Source organism: Chitinophaga sp. NPDC101104 (assembly GCF_050277495.1).
GTDB lineage: Bacteria > Bacteroidota > Bacteroidia > Chitinophagales > Chitinophagaceae > Chitinophaga.
In genome coordinates this window covers 393,405-414,464 of record NZ_JBNNSF010000002.1, presented here as the reverse complement: position 1 = coordinate 414,464, position 21,060 = coordinate 393,405, and the positions used below count along the sequence as shown (strand labels likewise).

Annotated in this window: 22 protein-coding genes and 3 tRNA genes; 9 read left to right on the top strand and 16 right to left on the bottom strand. The window is 54.3% G+C overall.

The features are described 5' to 3' along the window. The first annotated feature begins 66 nt into the window (after positions 1 to 66). The gene (locus tag ACQKLP_RS20325; protein ID WP_427324741.1) at positions 67 to 1,245 is read left to right on the top strand and encodes an acyl-CoA dehydrogenase family protein; all 1,179 of its coding nucleotides are present in this window, start codon (positions 67 to 69) and stop codon (positions 1,243 to 1,245) included. A 20-nt stretch (positions 1,246 to 1,265) separates the two neighbouring features. After that, on the top strand, positions 1,266 to 2,246 hold the full coding sequence (locus tag ACQKLP_RS20320; protein ID WP_427324740.1) for an FAD:protein FMN transferase: 981 nt from the start codon (positions 1,266 to 1,268) through the stop codon (positions 2,244 to 2,246). 72 nt (positions 2,247 to 2,318) lie between these two features. Here the strand turns inward: ACQKLP_RS20320 and ACQKLP_RS20315 are convergent, their stop codons facing one another. The 4 genes from ACQKLP_RS20315 to ACQKLP_RS20300 form a co-directional block, all read right to left on the bottom strand. Continuing rightward, positions 2,319 to 2,942: an outer membrane beta-barrel protein gene (locus tag ACQKLP_RS20315; protein WP_427324739.1), complete on the bottom strand. Its 624-nt coding sequence runs from the start codon at positions 2,940 to 2,942 to the stop codon at positions 2,319 to 2,321. Between the two features lie 47 nt (positions 2,943 to 2,989). Further along, a complete protein-coding gene (locus ACQKLP_RS20310; protein ID WP_126248613.1) occupies positions 2,990 to 3,634 on the bottom strand; it encodes a DUF4136 domain-containing protein in 645 nt (214 codons plus the stop codon). Between the two features lie 264 nt (positions 3,635 to 3,898). Continuing rightward, on the bottom strand, positions 3,899 to 4,543 hold the full coding sequence (locus ACQKLP_RS20305; RefSeq protein WP_427324738.1) for an HAD family hydrolase: 645 nt from the start codon (positions 4,541 to 4,543) through the stop codon (positions 3,899 to 3,901). A gap of 63 nt (positions 4,544 to 4,606) precedes the next feature. Continuing rightward, positions 4,607 to 5,920: a DUF2130 domain-containing protein gene (locus ACQKLP_RS20300; RefSeq protein WP_427324737.1), complete on the bottom strand. Its 1,314-nt coding sequence runs from the start codon at positions 5,918 to 5,920 to the stop codon at positions 4,607 to 4,609. A 305-nt stretch (positions 5,921 to 6,225) separates the two neighbouring features. On the opposite strand from ACQKLP_RS20300, the gene ACQKLP_RS20295 reads away from it, so the two are divergent. After that, complete coding sequence (locus ACQKLP_RS20295; protein ID WP_427324736.1) at positions 6,226 to 7,029, top strand: hypothetical protein; 804 nt, start codon at positions 6,226 to 6,228, stop codon at positions 7,027 to 7,029. 90 nt (positions 7,030 to 7,119) lie between these two features. Here ACQKLP_RS20295 and ACQKLP_RS20290 read toward each other — a convergent pair. The 3 genes from ACQKLP_RS20290 to ACQKLP_RS20280 all read right to left on the bottom strand — a co-directional run bounded on the left by ACQKLP_RS20290 (position 7,120) and on the right by ACQKLP_RS20280 (position 8,656). Next, positions 7,120 to 7,203, bottom strand: a tRNA-Leu gene (locus ACQKLP_RS20290). 180 nt (positions 7,204 to 7,383) lie between these two features. Then, a tRNA-Leu gene (locus tag ACQKLP_RS20285) sits at positions 7,384 to 7,467 on the bottom strand. Positions 7,468 to 7,513: 46 nt separating this feature from the next. Continuing rightward, positions 7,514 to 8,656, bottom strand: a complete 1,143-nt coding sequence (locus ACQKLP_RS20280; protein WP_427324735.1) for a sensor histidine kinase — start codon at positions 8,654 to 8,656, stop codon at positions 7,514 to 7,516. A 126-nt stretch (positions 8,657 to 8,782) separates the two neighbouring features. Between ACQKLP_RS20280 and ACQKLP_RS20275 the strand changes: the two genes are divergently transcribed. Beyond that, a complete protein-coding gene (locus ACQKLP_RS20275) occupies positions 8,783 to 9,820 on the top strand; it encodes a glycosyltransferase family 2 protein (protein WP_427325063.1) in 1,038 nt (345 codons plus the stop codon). A 59-nt stretch (positions 9,821 to 9,879) separates the two neighbouring features. Beyond that, a complete protein-coding gene (locus ACQKLP_RS20270) occupies positions 9,880 to 10,074 on the top strand; it encodes a hypothetical protein (protein ID WP_341840832.1) in 195 nt (64 codons plus the stop codon). 48 nt (positions 10,075 to 10,122) lie between these two features. Here ACQKLP_RS20270 and ACQKLP_RS20265 read toward each other — a convergent pair whose 3' ends face one another. Continuing rightward, complete coding sequence (locus ACQKLP_RS20265) at positions 10,123 to 10,380, bottom strand: hypothetical protein (protein ID WP_427324734.1); 258 nt, start codon at positions 10,378 to 10,380, stop codon at positions 10,123 to 10,125. Between the two features lie 180 nt (positions 10,381 to 10,560). Continuing rightward, positions 10,561 to 10,633: transfer RNA gene (locus ACQKLP_RS20260), tRNA-Gly, on the bottom strand. A 195-nt stretch (positions 10,634 to 10,828) separates the two neighbouring features. Between ACQKLP_RS20260 and ACQKLP_RS20255 the strand changes: the two genes are divergently transcribed. After that, the gene (locus ACQKLP_RS20255) at positions 10,829 to 12,037 is read left to right on the top strand and encodes a DUF6786 family protein (RefSeq protein ID WP_427324732.1); all 1,209 of its coding nucleotides are present in this window, start codon (positions 10,829 to 10,831) and stop codon (positions 12,035 to 12,037) included. Here ACQKLP_RS20255 and ACQKLP_RS20250 read toward each other — a convergent pair whose 3' ends face one another. Both ACQKLP_RS20250 and ribD read right to left on the bottom strand, forming a co-directional pair. Continuing rightward, complete coding sequence (locus tag ACQKLP_RS20250; protein WP_427324731.1) at positions 12,038 to 12,634, bottom strand: IMPACT family protein; 597 nt, start codon at positions 12,632 to 12,634, stop codon at positions 12,038 to 12,040. A 9-nt stretch (positions 12,635 to 12,643) separates the two neighbouring features. Continuing rightward, the gene (ribD, locus tag ACQKLP_RS20245; RefSeq protein WP_427324730.1) at positions 12,644 to 13,633 is read right to left on the bottom strand and encodes a bifunctional diaminohydroxyphosphoribosylaminopyrimidine deaminase/5-amino-6-(5-phosphoribosylamino)uracil reductase RibD; all 990 of its coding nucleotides are present in this window, start codon (positions 13,631 to 13,633) and stop codon (positions 12,644 to 12,646) included. 99 nt (positions 13,634 to 13,732) lie between these two features. Here ribD and prmC point away from each other — a divergent pair, with 99 nt between their 5' ends. After that, the gene (prmC, locus tag ACQKLP_RS20240) at positions 13,733 to 14,587 is read left to right on the top strand and encodes a peptide chain release factor N(5)-glutamine methyltransferase (RefSeq protein ID WP_427324729.1); all 855 of its coding nucleotides are present in this window, start codon (positions 13,733 to 13,735) and stop codon (positions 14,585 to 14,587) included. A gap of 56 nt (positions 14,588 to 14,643) precedes the next feature. Here prmC and ACQKLP_RS20235 read toward each other — a convergent pair whose 3' ends face one another. From ACQKLP_RS20235 to ACQKLP_RS20220, 4 genes are all read right to left on the bottom strand, one after another. Beyond that, complete coding sequence (locus ACQKLP_RS20235; protein WP_341840837.1) at positions 14,644 to 15,057, bottom strand: biopolymer transporter ExbD; 414 nt, start codon at positions 15,055 to 15,057, stop codon at positions 14,644 to 14,646. Between the two features lie 24 nt (positions 15,058 to 15,081). Next, entirely contained in the window at positions 15,082 to 15,801 is a 720-nt protein-coding gene (locus tag ACQKLP_RS20230) for a MotA/TolQ/ExbB proton channel family protein (protein WP_341840838.1), read from the bottom strand. Between the two features lie 74 nt (positions 15,802 to 15,875). Further along, on the bottom strand, positions 15,876 to 17,126 hold the full coding sequence (pepT, locus tag ACQKLP_RS20225) for a peptidase T (protein ID WP_427324728.1): 1,251 nt from the start codon (positions 17,124 to 17,126) through the stop codon (positions 15,876 to 15,878). 83 nt (positions 17,127 to 17,209) lie between these two features. Beyond that, on the bottom strand, positions 17,210 to 17,638 hold the full coding sequence (locus tag ACQKLP_RS20220; protein ID WP_126247039.1) for an FKBP-type peptidyl-prolyl cis-trans isomerase: 429 nt from the start codon (positions 17,636 to 17,638) through the stop codon (positions 17,210 to 17,212). A 100-nt stretch (positions 17,639 to 17,738) separates the two neighbouring features. Here ACQKLP_RS20220 and ACQKLP_RS20215 point away from each other — a divergent pair, with 100 nt between their 5' ends. Then, positions 17,739 to 18,899: an exo-beta-N-acetylmuramidase NamZ family protein gene (locus ACQKLP_RS20215; RefSeq protein WP_427324727.1), complete on the top strand. Its 1,161-nt coding sequence runs from the start codon at positions 17,739 to 17,741 to the stop codon at positions 18,897 to 18,899. A 19-nt stretch (positions 18,900 to 18,918) separates the two neighbouring features. Continuing rightward, positions 18,919 to 19,836 carry a methionyl-tRNA formyltransferase gene (gene fmt / locus ACQKLP_RS20210; protein WP_427324725.1) on the top strand — a complete coding sequence of 306 codons (918 nt, stop codon included), beginning with the start codon at positions 18,919 to 18,921 and terminating at the stop codon, positions 19,834 to 19,836. A 108-nt stretch (positions 19,837 to 19,944) separates the two neighbouring features. Here the strand turns inward: fmt and ACQKLP_RS20205 are convergent, their stop codons facing one another. After that, positions 19,945 to 20,994, bottom strand: a complete 1,050-nt coding sequence (locus ACQKLP_RS20205; RefSeq protein ID WP_427324724.1) for a LysM peptidoglycan-binding domain-containing protein — start codon at positions 20,992 to 20,994, stop codon at positions 19,945 to 19,947. Positions 20,995 to 21,060 lie beyond the last annotated feature (66 nt).

Here is a 21,060-nt window from a genome sequence, read left to right as displayed (position 1 = left end):
TGCCGGCCGAAGGTACAACTTTGGCGTAATTCCGTAAATTCGGAGATACAGCAAAAATCTAACACCATGCACCAGGATTTATTCCAATCGCCCGATTATTACGCCATCGACGAATTGTTGACAGACGAGCACCGTCTCGTGCGCTCCGCGGTGCGCGACTGGGTGAAGAAAGAGATCAGCCCGATCATCGACGACTGCTGCCAGCGTGCGGAGTTCCCGCATCATATTCTCCGGCCGCTGGGGGCGCTCGGCTGCTTCGGCCCCACGATCCCCGCGGAGTACGGTGGCGGCGGGATGGACCATATTTCCTACGGCCTCATGATGCAGGAGCTGGAGCGTGGCGACAGCGGCATCCGGTCTACGGCGTCCGTCCAGGGCTCCCTGGTCATGTACCCCATTTTTGCGTTCGGCAGCGAAGAACAGAAAAAGCGTTTCCTGCCGCGCCTGGCCAGCGGGGAAATGATGGGCTGCTTCGGGCTCACGGAGCCCGATTTCGGTTCCAATCCGGCGGGTATGCTGACTTATTTCGATGACGACGGCGACCATATATTACTGAACGGCGCGAAGATGTGGATTTCCAACGCCCCCTTCGCCGACATTGCCCTGGTTTGGGCGAAAGATCCCGAAGGCAAGGTGCGCGGCGTGATCGTGGAGCGCGGGATGGAAGGGTTTTCGACACCGGAAACCAAAGGCAAATGGAGCCTCCGGGCCAGTGCCACCGGCGAGTTGGTGCTCGACAACGTCCGCATCCCGAAAACCAATCTGCTGCCCGAAGCCCGTGGGCTGCGGGCGCCCCTCTCCTGCCTGTCGTCTGCCCGTTACGGCATTGCATGGGGCGCGATCGGCGCGGCGATGGATTGTTACGACACCGCACTCCGCTATGCGAAAGAGCGCGTTCAGTTCGGCCGGCCCATCGCCGGGTTCCAGCTGATCCAGAAAAAACTGGCGGAAATGATCACCGATATCACCAAAGCGCAACTCCTCAACTGGCGCCTCGGCATGCTTCGCAACGCCGGTAAAGACACCGCCGAACAAATCTCCATGGCCAAGCGCAACGCCTGCGAAACCGCTACGCGCATTGCCCGCGAGGCGCGGCAAATCCTCGGCGCCATGGGCATCAGCGGCGAATATCCCGTCATGCGCCACATGATGAACCTCGAAAGCGTCATCACCTACGAAGGCACGCACGAAGTACATCTCCTCATCACCGGCATGGATATCACCGGCCTGAACGCTTTCTCATGACGTTTTACTATTTTGGCCGCATGAAGGGAATTTTTCTGGCCGGATGCCTCCTGGCTTCCATCCACGTTGCCGCACAACAAACCGTCACTATCTCCGGGAAAGCACAAGGCACCTATTACATTGTGAAATATCTCGGTAAAGACACCACTTCGCTCAAACCCGAAATAGAATCCCTGTTCCGGCAGATCGACCGCTCCCTGTCGCTCTACCAGCCAGGTTCGCTCATCAACCGGTTCAACGAAGGTGAAAAAGTAGTGATGGATGCATACATGCGCCCTGTGGTCCGGAAGGCGCAGGAAGTGAGCCGTATCACCGACGGATTGTTCGACATTACCGTGAAACCGCTCGTAGACCTTTGGGGCTTCGGCGTGGTGCGGCATAAAAAAGGGCGCCCGTCGGATGCGGATATCCGGCAAACACTTACACGGGTGGGTTATGAAAAGCTCATCATCCGCGCCAAATACCTGCTGAAAAAACAACATGGTGTAGAAATCGACTGCAACGGCATCGCGCAGGGATATACGACCGATGTGATCGCAAAATTTCTGCAGTCGCGCGGGATCAGGAATTACCTGGTGGACGTGGGCGGAGAACTGGCGGCGAAAGGCCACAACGATAAAAACCAGCCCTGGAGCGTGGGGATAGAGCGGAAAGACGGGAACGCCGGCAACGGGGCGCTGCTGCATCTGAGCGACCGCGCGGTGGCTACCAGCGGCAATTATCAACGGTTTTTCGACGAAGGGGGCACCCGTTTCGCCCATACCATCCACCCCAAAACCGGCGAAGCCGTCCACAACAACATCATCACCGTCACCGTTACCGCACCCGATGCCATGACGGCCGATGCATACGACAATGCGCTCATCCTCCTCGGTGTGGAAAATGGCCTGGCATTCATCCGGCAACACCCGAAACTTAAACTGGAAGCGTTTTTCATCTATAAAGATACCGACGGTACCATCCGCGAAAAATATTCCGAAGGCTTCTTCAGCGAGCCCTGATTGCAAAAAAATGGGGCCGCCCAAATTGGCGGCCCCTCCACTTCACATGTTCCGTTAAATGGGTGGTCCTTATTACTGGATATGGAACTTCAAACCTATGTTGGCCTGTACCGTGTTGAAATTCTTGATTTCGAACTGCTTGTACGGCGCATAATTATATTGCACGCTGGCGTTGAACATAAACGGTGAATATTTCCCGAAAGGCACGTTCACGCCCACTTCCGGGCTCACCTGGAACGCCCATTTGTTTTCTTTCTCCACGAACTCGCCCCAGTATTTCTCGTAATTCATGTTCGCGGTACCGATCCCCAGGCCTGCATACGGCAGCACGGCTGCGTCCGGCTTGGTGAATGTGTATTGCGCGGTAGCGAGGATGGGGATGGTTTGCAGCGTACGCGTCTGCACGGCGGAAATATCTTCGCCTTTGCCGGGATACACGGCACGCGGCACCCTTTCATAAAAATCACCGAAACCGGTCTTCAAACCCACTGCCAGCTGATCGTTCAGGTGATATTGCACACCTACGTTCCAGCCGCGGAAACTGGTCTTGTCTGCATAATCTTTCAGCGAGCCCAGCTGCTGCGCGATCGAATAATTGACGTTAACTGAAAGGGGCGGGCGGCTCTGCGCATGGGCGGCAACGGCGCCGCCGGCGATCAATGCCAGGCCCATTATGATGGTTTTAATACTTTTCATGACTTGTCGATTTTAACTTTACCTGTCTGTTACAAAATCCCACTTGCTTAGTTAGTGGTTTTCAGATACTGGCTCTGGTCGAAAACGGCTTTCACCATGGTTTCGATGTTGTTGCCGTTCCAAACGCCGGAACCGCGCAGCATGACGTTCCAGATGGCCGTCAGCTTGTTGCCTTCGCCGGTTTTTGCGTTCTTCAGATCGAGCAGGTCTACCGCAACGGATTTCTCGTTATAGCGGAAAACGTTGTAATAACTGGGGAACCAGTATCCCCATCCGGGATAGCCCCAGTAACCGGTGTCCCAGTAACCCGGCCATCCGGCCCAGTAACCCGGATTGTACCCGATGGAAGTAGTGGTATTGTCGATGCGGCTAACGTTCATGGCGAGGTCGGGTTTCGCCGCTTTGTCCACCAGCGTATATCCGCGGGCCTGCATCTGTGATTTGAGTTGGGCTAACAGCTGCTGGTCGTACTGGGTCAATTCTTTTTTGGAGCCCTCCCTGTTGCTGATCACCGCAACGGAGTCCACTATACTGAACGTTTTGAATGTGGTGAAATCAGCCTTTTCGTCGTAGTTGGTCACGTAAATGCGCGACTCTTCCGCAGTCATATCGTTCAGCGGCTCTTTACGGCAGCTGCTGACCAACACTACGAAAGCGGCAAGCGCACTTAACATCAGTCCTGTTCTTTTCATATGCGTTCGATTTTATTTCCTTACAGTATGCCAAATGACCGGCGATGCAGCCCATCCTATCTTCAGGCGGGCACGCATCTACATTCTTCACACCTATCAACAGCACGTTCCGGCCTGTTTCCTATTCAAACGCTATAGACGCGTGAATGTTACCGGCCGTTTACCAGAAAAACGTTAAAGTTGACTAAAGGAAATGTTAAAGCAAAGCCGCCATGGTGGCGGCTTGCATAAATATTTTCGATGATATGAAAACGGGATGGAATATTACTGTTGTTGCTGTACTGCAGGACTGGAAAGGATTTCGCGGCTGAGGAGAGCTTCGCGCAGTTGTTCGGGAGATTGGAAGTGGATGGATTCGATCCCGAAGGCTTCCGCAGCTTTCACATTGCGGAGATTATCGTCGATAAAGATGGCCTGGCTTTTGTCGATCGCGTGGCGGTCTGTCAGCAACTGATAAAATGCCGCCTGGGGCTTGCGCATTTTTTCCCGGCCAGACACCACGATCCCATCGAACCACTGCAGCCAGGGGTATTCGATCAGCGCGATGGGAAATGTTTCGTTGGACCAGTTGGTGAGCGCGTATAATTTAAATTGACCGCTATCTTTCAGTTCTTTCAGTATCTCCACCGTACCTGGAATATCGCCTCCCAGCATTTCTTTCCACCTGCCATAGAACGCGCGGATCTGCGCTTCGAACGCCGGGTGCTCCGTTACGAGCAGTTCCGTACCGTCTTGCAGGCTGCGGCCTTCGTCCTGCATTTCGTTCCAGTCGGAAGTGCAGATATTTTCCAGGAAGTAATCCGTTTCTTCCGGCGTCTTGAAAACTTTATTGTACAGGTAGCGCGGGTTCCAGTCTACCAGTACGGCGCCGAGATCGAATATAACGGATTGATACTTTTGGTTTTTCATGTAGTAAATGTATGACGGCAAAATCCGCCGCGCAAGGTTTATATCACATTTTTTTTGAAAATGTCATTCGTTGTTATTGTCGGGCGGGCCGAGCAATGCTTCGGCGGCATCGTCGAGCAATTGCAGGTCTACCGAATCGCTCCCGGCGATGCCTTCGATGGACCCTTTGATGTGGGCGGCGTTGAGCAATACTTTTTCCAGTTGTTTTTCGCGGGCTTTCCAGAGTTTTTCCATGGCTTCGCGTTCTTTCTGGATGGATATTTTCATGGACCGGAACCCTTCGCGGATGGCGCTCCATTGCTCGGCGAACTCGCCGCTGGTAAGGTAATGGTAGAGCAGGTGCATTTTATCGCCTTTGTTTTCCTGCGATTTCACGGCGTTGTAGACTTTGAGGATGGCGTCGCGCAGTACGAACGTGAGGCTTTTCACTTCCTGGAACGTGCAGATCCAGACGCCTTCCTTTTCGCCGAAGCGGTCCATATCCTTGGGCAGCGCCTGCGTTACCAGCACGGCCACGTCTGCGCCCTGGGAGCGCATGTCTGCCTTCAGTTTTTCGATCCATTCGCGGGAGAAGTCTTTCGTGCGCTTGGATTCATAAATGATCCTTCCGCATTCCTGGCCGAACTGGTTGCGGACGGTCTGGATGCAGTCCGCCCCTCTCACTCCTTTACCGACTTCGCTCACTTCATCGAACGGGAATGCGGCGCGCAGCATTTCTTCCAGCGCCAGTTCCTGCACTTCGCCCTGGAGCTGCATGGAGCCCTGTTCGGCTTTCCGGCGCATTTCTTCGGCGAGGCGGCGCTGATCGTCGAGCTGCTTTTCCATTTCCTTCAGGCGCAGCTGGTATTCGGTTTCGCGGATGTTATTGCGTTCGCTTTCTTCGCGGCGGATCTGTTCGGTAATATGGTTCCGTTCTTCGATGATCTTTTTCTGGAGGATGAGATCGAGCTCCTGTTCGCGGTTCTGTAGTTCCTGTGTTTTGCGGAGGAAGTCCAGCTCCTGGAGGCGCGCCTGTTTCAGCTTTTCTTCGTTGGCCATTTGTGCTTCGCGCATGAGGCGGAGCTGGTTTTCGTAATCGGCCGACACGTTTTTGCGGATCTGCTCGCCCAGGGCTTCCTGCATCTTAGCTTTTTCGGCCTGGAGGCGGTTATGCAATTCATCTTCCTGCCGCTGCTTGTCTTGGGAGACTTGCTGGCGTTCCAAAACGATTTGCATTTTGGCTTGTTCTATTTCTGATTTCTGGGCTTCGAGGGCCTCCACGCGCTTGCGCCACTCGGTCTCCATCTTTCCGCGGAGGTCTTTCTTGATTTCGGCGGCCATGGCGTCTTCCATGACAAACAGGTGTCCGCAGTTCGGGCAGTTGATGTTCGTTCCCATATTTCACATGATTTGGCCTGCGGTCAAATTACAGGCGCTGGTGCGCATTGTATCTGCGCAGTGGTAAAGGTAGCCGATTTTTGGTGACGGCGGCGTAGGAAAAAGGAGACGTTTCGGGGGAAATAAGCCATTTCCTGCTTTTACCGGCATAGCATCCTTATTATTCAAACTCCGGCATTTTATAAATCATTTTCTATATATTTATTCTAGCATTATTATCTGGCTGGCGTATGCAGACATTTGTCCATCGCCGTGCTCCAAAAATGAAAACGACATACAAACGACTACATTGAAAAATTAAGGTAATGCAAAATGATACACCCCGCATCGAAAATGACGTGCAAGACAGAAATTCTATAGCATGGAAAAAACTTTGCGAATATGTGGACAAGGTGGCCGAAGAAAACCTTGATGAGTTTACTCCTTCAAAGGAACTGGGCGCTGAGTTGTTCGCTCAAATCCATACCCTGCCTGAAAGCATCTCTAAATTAACGAAAGTCAGGAAGATCTCGCTTTATGGCAGCAGCCTAAAGCGAATTCCACCTGAAATCGGGCAAATGGAATCTCTTGAATTCTTCGATCCATATACTTCATACGGTTTAAATTGGCTCCCCTATGAAATAACAAAATGTAAAAATCTTAACCATAGCAGGATCAGTACAAGAGCGCTTTTTGGCAATTTCAAATACAGAACCGCTTTCCCCGATTTAACGGAAAACCCTGTCCGTTATACCGGCGACAGGGTGCAATGCAGCGTTTGCGGAATGGCAATGAGTTATGAACAAACAAACCAGCTCTGGATAACGCTCTATGTAGGGAATGACGCGATGCCGTTGTTGGCGAATCTCTGTTCGAAGACATGTGAGGCTACATTGCCGTTACCCCCTGAAGACTACGTTCAATTTCCGCATAAAGGCGGTTCCGGACTGGTGCAGCCGCTAACCGAAGATGAGCTTTTTGAGCTGGAAATGGAAAATGACGAAATCGATCAAAGTGATGAAGAAATTGCAATCGAGCCTTTGCATAACGATAAGCCGATTCAGGAAAAGCAATCTGAAAAGAAAGCTGTACAGCTAATCAGATTGATTAAGAAAATATGGGACCGGTAAGGTCATTGTAGCTGGTTACTAATATATTATGTAAACAAGATATGAAAAAAGGAGTCATTTCTCACGAAATGACTCCTTTTTAAGACGGTGTGCGGAGGAAGAGATTCGAACTCTCACACCCTTTCGGGCTCTACCACCTCAAAGTAGCGCGTCTACCAATTTCGCCACCTCCGCGTTTGTCGGGGTCGCAAAAGTAAATTCTTTTTTGATAATTGCATCATCCGGCCGGATGATTCCGCAAATAATTTTTCCCCATGCGTTTTCCCCGCGAAAAACCGTTTCGTATAGGAGTCGGTGTTAGGAAAAAAGGGCATAAAAAAAAGCACCGGTTGATTGTTCAACCAGTGCTTTTAGTGCGGAGGAAGAGATTCGAACTCTCACACCCTTTCGGGCTCTACCACCTCAAAGTAGCGCGTCTACCAATTTCGCCACCTCCGCGTTGGGGTTGCAAAAATAAAGCCTTTTCACAAATATCCAAATAAAATTATTTCCTAAGCCAGATCCGGAAGGTGGTCCCCTTGTTCAATTCCGACGATTTCACCGTCAGCCGCCCTTTGTGATAATCCTGGATGATGCGCCTGGCAAGGGAAAGGCCCAGGCCCCACCCTCTTTTCTTGGTGCTGAACCCCGGGTGGAACACCTTCTCCTGCAGCCGCTTCGGGATGCCTTTTCCGGTATCGCTAACATCGATGATCAGGTGGGCGGAATGGTTTTCTATGAGCACCTGGATCTCGCCCTTCCCTTCCATGGCGTCCAGCGCATTTTTCAGGAGGTTTTCCAGGACCCAGTCGAACAAAGTGGGCGAAATCATCGCCGTTACTTCCTGCTCGGCCGTTTGCAACGAAAAATTGACTTTCTGGGGCGCCCGCTTCTTGATATATGCCATCACGGCCGCCACCTGCTCCACTACATTCCGCTCTTCCAGGTTGGGGACGCTGCCGATCTTGGAAAACCGGTCGGTAATCAGCTTGAGGCGGTCCACATCCTTGGCCAGCTCCGTGGCGAGGGGCCGTACTTCTGCGGTTTCCTTCAGGATTTCCACCCAGGCTTCCATGGAAGACAGCGGCGTGCCCAGCTGGTGGGCGGTTTCCTTGGCCATGCCCACCCAAACCTGGTTCTGGACGGCCCGGTTGGTGGACGACAGCGCGAAGAGCGTCAGCGCGATGAACAGCGCCACCACCAGCAGCTGGATATAGGGATAATACCGCACCTGCCGCAGGATGAGGGAGTCCCCGTAATAAATGTAGTTGTTGGAATGCGAATCCACCGCCATGATGAACGGCGGGTGCTGCCGCCGGAAATCCTCCAGCTGGCGGGCCAGGTACCCCGGATCGCGCAGGATCTGCGCGGAATCGAGGTTCGCATGGTCTTTGATCCGGCCCTGCTCGTCTGTCAGGATCAGCGGGATCGTGGTGTTGGTCGTCACGATCTGCACGGCCAGGTTGATGTTCGCATCCGAAGGCGACTGCAGCAATTCCTGGTTCGCCTCCACCCAGGTGGCCACTTTCTTCGTTTCCTCCTGCCGTATTTTTTCGGACAGGTTGTTGACGAACCAGATGGTGGTGATGATAATGGCGGCCGCCACGGCGATCAGCGAAAATTTCCAGCCGATTATTTGTTTAAACATCAGGATTTGAATAATGACGGCCCGCAAGCCGTTAACAATAAACTAATTTAGTAATATTTGGAGGCTTTGTTGCATATTTGCAACGCTAAAAAAATTCCGAAAAGCCAAAACTTACGCCTTTTGTCAATGCTGCCAACGGTCGCGGTCATTATCCTCAACTGGAACGGAAAGGGATTCCTCGAGAAATTCCTGCCCTCCGTGTGCGCGTCAGTGTACGACGGGCAGCTGGACATTTACCTGGCCGACAATGCCTCCACAGACGACAGTGTGGCTTTTACCGAACAGCATTTCCCTACGGTAAAGATCATCCGGAACGCTTCCAACAGCGGTTTCGCGGGCGGATATAACGAGGCTTTACAGCATGTGAAGGCCGATATTTTCGTGTTGCTGAACCAGGACGTGGAAGTGGAGCCCAACTGGATAGGGCCCGTGGTGAAGCATATGCTGGCCAACCCGGACATGGCGGCCTGCCAGCCCAAGCTGCGCGCCTGGGCCGAGCGGGACAGTTTCGAATATGCCGGAGCGGCGGGTGGCTGGATGGACATCCTGGGGTATACTTTCTGCCGCGGGCGCATCCTTTATACCACGGAGAAAGACAACGGGCAGTACGATACGCCGCAAGACATCTTCTGGGCCAGCGGTGCGGCGCTTTTCATCCGGTCTTCGGCGTTTTTCGAGGCCGGGGGGTTCGATCCCTACTTTTTTGCGCATATGGAAGAGGTGGACCTTTGCTGGCGGTTGCAACGGGCGGGCTACCGGATCGGGTATTGTCCGGATTCGGTGGTGTACCATGTGGGCGGCGGGAGCCTTCCGCAGGGGAATCCGCGGAAGCTCTACCTCAATTTCCGCAACAACCTTATCATGCTGCGCAAGAACCTCCATTTCCAGGAACAATGGATCATTCTCACGCAGCGCCTGGCGCTCGACATGATGGCCGCCGCCAAGAGCCTCGTGTCCGGCAAACCGAAAGATATGACGGCCATCTTCCGCGCCTACCGCGATTATTACCGCTGGCGCCGCGAAGTGGGCCCAAACCAGCCCGATACCCTGCCCCGCAAACGGCTGTTCGACCTGCAGGGCGTATTCCACGGCATCATGATCTGGCGCTATTACTTCCTGAACCGCAGGAAATTCTCCGAATTATCGAAGTCAGGCAAGAAATAAACGGGTTATTTGGACTTTGCCGATTTACTTTGTAAGTTTGCACAGCGAAAAAAATGTATATGGAGCATACAGTTGAAAATAAGAATGACTTCACCCGCGACTGGGTATCTTCCTCCCGTTTCCTGTTTTACCTGAAACTGGCTTGTGTACTGGGTTTTGTGCTGGGCGGCTGCTACAAGCTGTCTGAGCATCGTTACAAAAAACCGAAAGTACATGTAAACGAAAGCTCCCTTTACAACCCGAAATACAAATAATCTCCGGATGTAAAATATTGGAAGCCGTACTGAAAAGTGCGGCTTTTTTTATGCCGCTTCCGCTCCTTTTACGCCTTTCCGCAGGATGATTTTCGTCAGTTTTTCCCACCCCGCTTCGTAATCTTTCCTTACCATTATCTCCAGTGAAATTCCTGCCGGATTATGATAGCAGCAGATCACGATATGCAGTAAAATTCCTGCCGGATTACATGGGTTGGCCTTGAATGATAAAAGCAGATCGATGAAAGATGGAAAGCTACAAACCATCCCATCCAACCAGCCCGATACAGCCGCCAAAACAGCCATCGCGCGCAATTACCTGCTTGCACCTGCAAAATGCCTGCAAACAAGCTGCAACACGTCAAAATCTAAGGGAAACCCATCCACCAGCCGAACATCGATGAAGACCGGCGGAACTGATTGAGAAAGAATGAATTATATCTAACAAAAAAGCCTGACTGCAATGCAATCAGGCTTCTGTTTCTGAGCGGAAGACCGGGCTCGAACCGGCCACCCCGACCTTGGCAAGGTCGTGCTCTACCAAATGAGCTACTTCCGCTTGTCCGTTTTGGGATTGCAAAAATAGGAAAGAGTTTGAATTCAGCAAATAATATTCTCAAAAAACTTGAAAAAAATTTTCCGCTGTGCAGTCGAAAACTTTGTAGCCCGCGCCCATACTGCAAATGTGTGCTTACCGTTATTAAAGAAATTGATTTATCATTGTACAATCTTTAGATTGCGAGACTATTCTTCTATGCATAAATCCATTCCGGCCTTATGCTTCCTTTCGCTGTTGTTCGCCTGCAACAACAAACCGGGGGGATCAAAGGCCCCTGTCCAACAGGCAGAAACCATATCGCGGCCAGACAATTTCGCGGAAGACCTCGCCTTCCTGCGCGATTTTACATCGCCGGCCATTTTGAAAGACAGCACCAGTAAGTCTTCCATCGCCATCGTGAGCGCCTGGCAAGGGCGTGTCGTCACTTCCACCGTGGCCGACGACGGGCGCAGTTTCGGGTGGCTCAATTACGGCACCATCGAAAACGGCAAGCAATATCATTTCAGCACTTTCGGCGGAGAAGACCGGCTGCTGCTGGGCCCTTCGCCCGACAGCGCCCTTCAATTCCCGGCGCATGGTTCCGCCGATTCGGCTGCTGCCACCGCCATTCCCGATCCGCTGCGCGATTCCGCCGTTTTGCGGCAGGTTTCCTCCGCCAGAGGCGTTACCGTCTACGAAGGCAATATCAACCTCCCCAGCGCGAAAGGGACCATTTTAAACGCCAATATCTCCCGCACCATTTCGCTCCTCTCCCGCCGCGATCTCCATAATTACCTCGGCGCAGACATCCACCGGAGCGTGCATGCCGTGGGGTTCCATACAGACAATATCATCGTCAACACCGGTACCCATCGCTGGGATACGGCGTTCGGCACCACGGCCATCCGCGTCCGCGGCATGTTCCCGGTCAGCGCCAATTCCATCGCCATCATTCCGCTGAAGCCGGGCGGCAACGTTAGTTCCGTAGCACCTTTGCCCAAAGAGCGTTTCGTGATGAAGAACAACGTCGCGTTTTTCAGGGCCGACGGAAATTTCGAAGCGGAACTCGGGGTACAACAGGCTGCGGCGCTGAATTTCATGGGTATTTACGATCCGGAGCGCGGCGTTTTGACCGTAATCCAGTTCACCATGCCGCGCCAGGCGCAGCTCTACCTGGGCGAAACCGCGTCAGATGCGCGCGCGGAAGTTTTCCGCATCCGCAACAACGGGCCCGGCGATACCAGCGCCCCCGGCCGTTTCCTGGAAATACAAAGCTCTTCGCCGGCTGCATTGCTGAAGCCCAAAGGCAGGATGCAGCACTTCCACCGCACCATCCACCTGGAAGGCAGCGAGAAGCATCTCGGCGAGATCACGAAGAAAATATTCGGCGTTACGCTGAAAGAAATTACGGCCGCGCTCCCCTGATCAAAGTTGCTTGATCTCGAGGTTGTAGATATCGCGCAGCCGGAGCAAAGTGAGGTCCAGACTGGCTTTGGGGATACCGATCTCCATGCTGCAGAACAGCTGGATATCCTGTTGCAAAATGGTGCAGTTATTTTGCTTCACCACCATCATCACATCGTTGAGGATCGTATAGTCGAATATCAGCTGGAACCGCGCTTCCACGTTTTTCTGAATGGCCGGCACCAGTTGCAGCACCAGCGCGCAACTCATTTTATAGGCGTTGATCAGCCCGGGCACGCCGAGCAATGTTCCCCCGAAATACCGTACCACTACCACGAGCACGTCGGTCAGCTGTTTGCTGTCGATCTGCCCGAGAATGGGCTTCCCGGCCGATCCCGCCGGCTCGCCGTCGTCTACCGCGCGGAACTGGAGGCCGTCTGTCCCCAGCCTATATGCGTAGCAGTGGTGCGTGGCTTTGGGGTGTTCCTTCTTCACTTCCTGCAGGCATTCTTTCACCTGGTCGGCATTTTTTACCGGGAAGGCGTATGCGAGGAATTTGCTTCCGCGGTCTTTGAATTCAGCTGTTGACTTTTTCTCAATCGTATAGTAAACGTTCATTTCCTGGGTTTAATGCGCGGCGGGAACGAAGATGTCGATCCGGTCGCCGGCGATGTGGTTGCTTTCGAGCATGCGGGCGTTTTTGAGCACAGGCGCGGAAAGGCCGCCGCCCAATGCCGATTGCCCGGTGATGATGCGTGCTTCGTCCCAATGCCCGCCGCTGATGAATTGCTGCAGCAGCACGGCGCCGCCTTCCACGATCACGCTCAGCACGGATTCCCTGTGCAGTTGCGCGAGCACCTGCGGCACGAGGGGCCGGGCGGTGTCGATTTCGGCGGAGGTGAGGATGAGGGTGCGCACGGAACCGTCTTTCACATAATGGCTCCCCGGCACTTTATCCTGCAGGTCGAGCACGATGCGGACGGGCGATTTGCCCGGCCAGAGCCTGGCGGTGAGCCGCGGGTTATCCAGCAAAGCAGTTTGTGTTCCCACCATGATCCCCGCTTCTTCCGTTCTCCAGCGATGTACCAGCCGATCCGCAAACGGGTTTGAGATGCGTACGGGCTCACGGTTGGCGGGGGCGATGAATCCGTCGGCCGATTGCGCCCATTTGAGGACCACGTAGGGCCGTTGCTGTTCGTGGAAGGTGAAGAAGCGCCGGTTGAGGTGGCGGCATTCCGCTTCCAGTACGCCCACGGTCACGTTGATGCCTGCGTTGCGGAGTTTTTCGATGCCTTTGCCGGCCACTTTCGAGAAAGCGTCGACACATCCTATCACTACTTCCGGGATATTCTGCGAAACCACGAGATCGGCGCAGGGCGGCGTTTTGCCGTGATGGGCGCAGGGCTCGAGGGATACGTAGAGGGTAGACCGGGGGATCAGTTCCTGCAGTTCGGGCGGCACGGAGTTGACGCAGTTGACCTCGGCGTGTGGGCCTCCCCAATAGTGGTGATACCCTTCGCCGATGATGATGCCTTCATGCACGAGCACAGCGCCCACCATGGGGTTGGGCGCGGCATGCCCGGAGCCCTTGAGCGCCAGGTCGATGCAACGTCGCATAAAAAATTCGTGCGGGTGATGGTCTATCATTGCGTCGTAAATGAGATATTTGCAAAAATATCGTTTCAGCGGCGATTTTCCGCTGATTTGCCGTATAACATGACCATCCAATCCGCTTTCGCAGAACTGACCAATGCCATCCGCCCCCTGTACGACGCCCGAGAAGCCGCCAATATCGCGCATTTGCTCATGGAGCACATCACGGGGCTCGGCAAGCTGGACCGTATCGTGCATAAGGATATGGACCTCCCGCCCCGGTGGGAATCGCAGTACCGGGAGGGCCTGGCGCAACTGCTTTCCGGCAGGCCCATCCAGCATATCACCGGTAAAAGCTGGTTTTACGGCATGGAGCTCATTGTGTCTGACCAGGTCCTGATCCCACGACCGGAAACGGAAGAACTGGTGGAATGGGTACTGCTCGACCATCCTTCCCAACCTGCCCTGCGCCTGCTGGATATTGGTACCGGCAGCGGATGTATCCCCATCGCCCTGAAAAAACACTGGCCATCCGCCGATATCTGGGCCATGGACGTGAGCCCCGGCGCCCTGGAAATCGCGGCCCGCAACGCGCAAATGCAGCATGCGCCCGTCAATTTCATCCGGCAGGATGTGCTCGACCCGCAGGCCGCCGCTCCCCTTCCCGCCCTCAACGTCATCGTCAGCAACCCGCCTTACATCCCCCAAAAGGAAAAAGCGGGCATGGACACCAACGTGCAGCAGTTCGAGCCGGCAACGGCGCTGTTCGTCCCCGACAACGATCCCCTGCTTTTCTACCGCCGCATCGGCCAGCTGGCCCAGGAGCGCCTGGAACCCGGTGGCAGACTGTATTTCGAGATACATGAAGATTACGGGGAAGCGGTGAAGAAAGAACTCCTCCAGCAAAAGTTCACCGATGTTATTCTTAAAAAAGACATGTTCGGGAAAGACCGGATGGTGCGCGCCACCAAGGCATAAAAAAACTGCACCCTTTATGGATGCAGTTAATTATAGTCCGTAAGTTCCTTTTTCGTTTACCGTTTTGGCGCGTTTTGCGGCTTGGCGGTGCCCAGTACCGTTTTGGCGCCCAGTTCCCGTGCGATCTGCATGACGGAAACCACGGCGCTGATGGGCACGGATTCTTCCGCGTTGATGACGATGGTGGGGTCCACTTCGCCGGCGGGGATTTTTGAGGCGAGTGCGGCCTGCAGCTCGCTGAAGTTAACGGGGTTGGTGCCCACGAAATACTTCTGCCCCGCGTCTATGCTTACCACCACCGTTTGCTTGGCTTTGGTGTTGGAAGCGGCTTTCGGCAACGCCAGTTTGATGACGTTGGGATTGGCCAGGGTGGAGACGATGAGGAAGAACAGCAGCAGGATGAACAGGATATCGTTCAAAGCGCCGCTGTGCAATTCCGCATGTCTTTTATTTCGGCTCCGCAGGTTCATGATGCTTCAGTTTCTATTGAAAAATTAACGTTTAACCGGCTCCATCAGCACGTCGATGAACTCGGAGGAAGCGGCTTCCATCTTGTTCACCACTTTGTCTATCTGCGCCTGCAGGTAGCTGTAACCTACATACGCCACGAGGCCGATGATGAGCCCTGCTGCGGAGGTCACCATTTTCACGTAGATACCGCCGGCGATGGTGCTCAGCGTAATATCCGAGGTCTGGGAGATGTTGAAAAACGTCTGGATCATCCCGGCGATGGTGCCCAAAAACCCGAACATCGGGGCGATGCCGGCGATGATGGACAGGATCACGAGGTTCTTTTCCATTTTATATACTTCCAGCTTGCCGACGTTCTCCATCGATTTCTCGATGCTGTCTACCGGTTTGCCGATACGCTGGATGCCTTTATCGATCATCCGCGCGATGGGGCCCTGCGTGTTCTTGGAAAGCGAACGGGCGGCGGAAATATTGTCGGAAGTGATGTGATCGCGGATCATCGGCATGAAATTGCTTTCGAGCTTGCCGGCGCGGGCGATGGTGAGGTATCTTTCCACGAACACATAAATAGCGATCACGGAAAGCACCCCGAGCGGGATCATCAGCGGTCCGCCTTTCACGATCATATCCCACAGCTTCATTTCCTGCGCGGCGGTGGCGGCCCCTTGTGCGGCCGTGGCCACGGTGTCGGCCTTCGGCAACAGCAGCGAGTCCTGCATAAGCGTTACGAGTCCTAGCAACATGTATTAAATTTTCGTTCTTTTTTGTATTAACAAGGGATCAAAGTAATAATAAAAACGCATTCCCCGGCAATAAATTATACGGCGCGCTCCTCCCATACACGAGCGAGCTGGATGATCACATCAACGGCTTTCTCCATATCCTGCACGCTCACGAATTCGTGCTTGGAATGCAGCGCCATTTCGCCGGTAAAGATGTTCGGGCAGGGAAGGCCCATAAACGAGAGCCGGGAACCGTCGGTCCCGCCGCGGATGCTCATTTTCAAAGGTTCCACACCCGCCCTGCGGATCGCTTCTTCCGCGTTGGCGGACACCTGCGGGAACTTGTCGAGCACCTCTTTCATGTTGCGGTATTGTTCCTTCACCTGGAAAGTGCCCGTGGCACCGGGGTGTTTGGACACTACGTTCTCCATGATCTTGCGGAGGTAAAACTCGTGCCCTTCCAATTCCGCCGTCGTAAAATCGCGGATGATGAATTCGATCTCCGCCTTCTCCACGATCCCTTCGATGCGCACGGGATGAATGAAACCCTGGCGGTCTTCGGTGGTTTCCGGGCTGAGAATGTCTTTCGGCAACGAATGCAGGATCTCCGCAGCGATCTTGATGGCACTAACAAGTTTGCCTTTCGCCGCTCCCGGATGCGCGCTCACGCCCTGGATGGTGATCTTGACGCCGTCTGCCGAGAAAGTCTCGTCTTCCAGCGCGCCCAGTTCTCCCCCGTCGAGCGTATATCCGAATTCAGCGCCCAGCTTCTGCATGTCTACATGCTGTACGCCCCTGCCCACTTCTTCGTCGGGCGTGAAGAGGATGCGGATTTTGCCATGCGGCACTTCCGGATGCTGGATGAAATACTGCGCAGCGTCCATGATTTCGGCCACGCCTGCCTTGTTATCCGCCCCCAGCAAGGTTTTGCCGCTGGCGGTGATGATGTCGTCACCGATCTTCTGCGAGAGGTACGGATGTTCCTTCACGGAGATGATCTGCGAGGGATCGTCGGGCAGGATGATGTCTTTTCCGTCGTATTTTTTATGTACGATAGGCTTCACGTCTTTCCCGGAGCAATCGGGCACCGTGTCCATATGCGCGCAAAGGCAGATAACGGGCACCGGCTTGTCGGAAGTGGCGGGGATGGTGGCATATACATACCCGTGCTCGTCCAGCTCGGCGTCTGCGATGCCGATTTGCTGCAATTCCTGTACCAATATGCGGCCCAGGTCTTTTTGCTTTTCGGTGGAAGGGAATGTTTCGCTCTGCGGATCGGATTGGGTGTCTACCGTCACGTAGCGGAGGAAGCGTTCGGTGACGGAATATGCATATTTCTTGTCCATATGGGAAGGGTCTAAAAAAGGGAAAGTAAAAAGCAGCGGACCACTTTTTACTTTCAGGAATTGTATGATGGAACGATCGCTGATTAAACGATCTCTACCAGTTCGATGTCGAAAACGAGGGGCTCGCCGGCGAGGGGATGGTTCGCATCCAGGGTGATGAATTCCTCTGTGATAGCTACCACCTTCACCGGGAATACCTGGCCCTGGGGGTTGCTCATCTGGAGGTCCATACCTACCTGCGGATTCAGGTCGGCCGGGATGTTCGCTTTGGGGAACTCCATGATCAGCTCGGGGCTTTTTGCGCCGTATGCTTCATCAACCGGGATGTTCAGCGTTCTTTTATCACCAGGCTTCATATCGAGGACACCGTTGTCAAAACCCTTGATCACCATACCGGAGCCCACCTTGAACTCAAGCGGATCTCTGCCTTCGGAGGAGTCAAAAGTCTGGCCATTTTGTAACCGTCCGTGGTAGTGCACGCGAACGGTATCACCGGTCTTAACTTGTTGCATATAAATTTTTTAAAATAAGATAATAGAAGGTGAAGGTACGTTTTTTGTTTTTTATTTACGGAAAGCAGGCTTATTTTGTTGATTTCAACCCGATATTCGCATGACACGATTCCTGAAACTACTGATCCTCTGTTGCTTCCCCATGGCCGTTTGGGCGCAAGACGCGAACGTGCGCACCGGCGCAGAGCGGACCGATGTTTACCTCCCCCTCCTGAAAGGCAAACGGGTGGGCATGCTCGTGAACCAGACCGCCATGGTCCGCCCGGGTGTTCACCTCGTAGACTCTCTCCTGGCGCTCAAAGTCAATATCGTCAAGATTTTCAGTCCGGAGCACGGCTTCCGGGGGATGGCAGACGCCGGCGAGAAGGTCGGCAACAGCCGCGACGAGCGTACGGGGCTGCCGATCGTTTCCCTCTACGGCAAACACCGGCAGGCCGACGCGGCCGACCTCGCGGATGTGGACATCCTTGTTTTTGATGTGCAGGACGTGGGCACCCGGTTCTATACCTACATCTCCACGCTGCAGGAGCTCATGGAATCGGCCGCGAAATTCGGCAAGCCCCTCATCGTCCTCGACCGCCCCAATCCCAACGGCCATTATATCGACGGGCCCGTCCTCGATACCAACTACCGCTCCTTCGTGGGCATGCAGCCCATCCCTACCGTGCATGGCATGACCGTGGCGGAATACGCGCAAATGCTCAACGGCGAAGGCTGGCTGGCGGGGAAAGTGCGCTGCCGGCTCACGGTCGTACCCTGCGAAAACTACGACCACACCACTATGTACCAACTGCCGGTGAAACCATCGCCGAACCTGCCCAATATGCGGAGCATTTACCTGTACGCGTCTACCTGCCTGTTCGAGGGAACGGTTTTCAGCCTTGGCCGCGGAACGGACAAGCCTTTCCAGGTGTACGGCCACCCGCTGCTGCCCAAAAATCTTTTCTCCTTTACACCTAAAAGCGTACCCGGCGCTAAATCGCCCGTGTTGATGGACTCCACCTGCTACGGCTTCGACCTTACCACGATCGACCCGAAGGCAGACGAGATCGATCTGAGCTTCATCCTCAACGCCTATCAGCTTTTCCCTGAAAAAGCGCGTTTCTTCAATAACTTTTTCGATAAGCTGGCGGGCAGCGACGTCCTCCGGAAACAAATACAGCAGGGCCTTTCCGCCGAGGCGATCCGCAAAAGCTGGGAACCCGGCCTGAACCGTTTCGCATCCATCCGGAAGAAATACCTGTTGTATACCGATTTCTAAATTGAATACATTTGCACCCATGAGAATCATTTTTATGGGAACGCCCGACTTCGCCGTTGCCTCGCTCGATGCGCTGGTAAAAGCCGGGTACAATGTAGTGGCGGCGATCACCGCGCCCGACAAACCGGCCGGCCGCGGGCTCCAGCTCCAGCAAAGCGCCGTGAAGCAATATGCCGTGGCGCACAACATCCCCGTGTTGCAACCCGAAAAACTGAAAAACCCCGCGTTCCTCGAAGAACTGCGCGGATACCGGGCAGACCTCCAGGTGGTGGTCGCTTTCCGCATGCTGCCGGAACTGGTGTGGAACATGCCGCCGCTGGGCACCATCAACGTGCATGCCTCGCTGCTGCCGCAATACCGCGGCGCGGCGCCCATCAACTGGGCCATCATCAACGGCGAAAGCAAGAGCGGCGTTACTACCTTTAAGCTCCAGCACGAAATCGATACGGGTAATATCCTTTTCAAATCGGAAGTGCCCATCCGCCCCGACGAAACCGCCGGCGAACTGCACGACGCGCTCATGCAGGCCGGTGCCGAAACGCTCCTGCGTACCGTGGCCGCGCTCAAAGAAGGAAATCTCCAGGGCCAGCCGCAAGACGATATCGACGCCGGCGAACTGAAACATGCGCCGAAAATCTTCAAAGAAGATTGCAAAATCGATTGGGAACAGCCACTGGAGCAGGTCTACAACCGCGTTCGCGGCCTCAGCCCCTATCCCGCCGCATTTACGATGCTGCAGGGCAAAACCCTGAAAATCTACAAAGCCACCACGGATGCCGTTGCGCACGTACATCAGCCCGGCAGCGTGGTCAGCGATAAAAAAACGTATCTCAAATTCGCCGCGCGCGGCGGTTTCCTGAATGTGCTGGAACTCCAGCTGGAAGGAAAAAAGAAGATGGGCGTGGAAGAATTTCTGCGGGGATTCCGTTTCGAGTAGCGGGAAAATTATTTTTACGGGGATCCCAATCCGGATACCGGATATCCTTACAATAAAAACGGGGCGCCTGGTGACAGGGCCCCGTTTTTATTTATGCAGTATTGACTTCTATTTCAGGTCTTCGTAGCTCAGCTCGCAGTAGAAGCGGCTTTCGCTGATGCCGAGGGCATCCTGCGCGGCGTCGCTCAGTTTGATGATGAGGTTCGCATTGGCTTTCAGCTGCGGGATGGCGTCGAGCACTTTGGCGTACACGGAGCGGCCGGTGAGCGGGTTGGTTACCTTCACGATGGTGCCGCGCGGAACGGAATTATGCAGGGCGTAATATTTGCCGGAACCTACCACTGCATTGCTTTTGAACCAGGAGCCGGGGCCTTTCTCCTTCGTCACATCGCGGCCATTGCCGGTTTGCTGGTTGAACATTCCCTCGAAGCCGCCTTCTGGCACTTCGGGCGTACGGCCCAGGCTGGTCGGCACCTTCTCTGCGGGTTTGGACTCCGGGGCGGCGGTTTGGCTATTGGAGGATACTGGTTTATTTTCAACGGGCGGTTTGGCCACAGGCTTGTTTTCCGGCGCGGCAGGCTGGCTCGCAGCCACTACCGGCTTGCTTTCCACGACCTGCGGCTTCTCCACCGGCTTTGGCACGGCGGCTACCGGGGCTTCCGTGGCAGGAGGAGGCGTAGACGCAGATGCGGTGGGCAATACGACCGATTGGCCGCTGCCTTTTACGTACCCTACGATGAGGAACGCATCTTTCTGCACACCGTCGCCCGAAAGGCGGTTCCATTCCCGCACATTGTCCAGCGGTACTTTGCCGTAATTAACATGAATGCGGTACAGCGTTTCTTTTTCGGTGACGCGGTGATATACCGGGCGCACGCCGGCGCCGGCGGATTTCGTTTGCACGAAATTATTCTTGTTGAGAGGGATGAGTACCGACTTGCCGAGGCTCAGTCCGGCCGCCATGTCCATCTTATTCCTTGCCGCAATCTCTTTGGGGCTCAGGCCATAAGCCCTGCCGAGGCTGTACCAGGTCTCTCCTTTCTTCACGGAATGCGTCAAATAGAGATCGGGCGATGCGCCCTGTACCAACAGCGTATCCTGTGCGGCTACCCTTATCGTACCGGCCATCAAAACACCCAACATTACTGACTTTAACATATTTACTAATACTTTAAGGGAACGAATATAAAAGTTTCCATCCAATTTACGGCTCCTGGCGCGCAA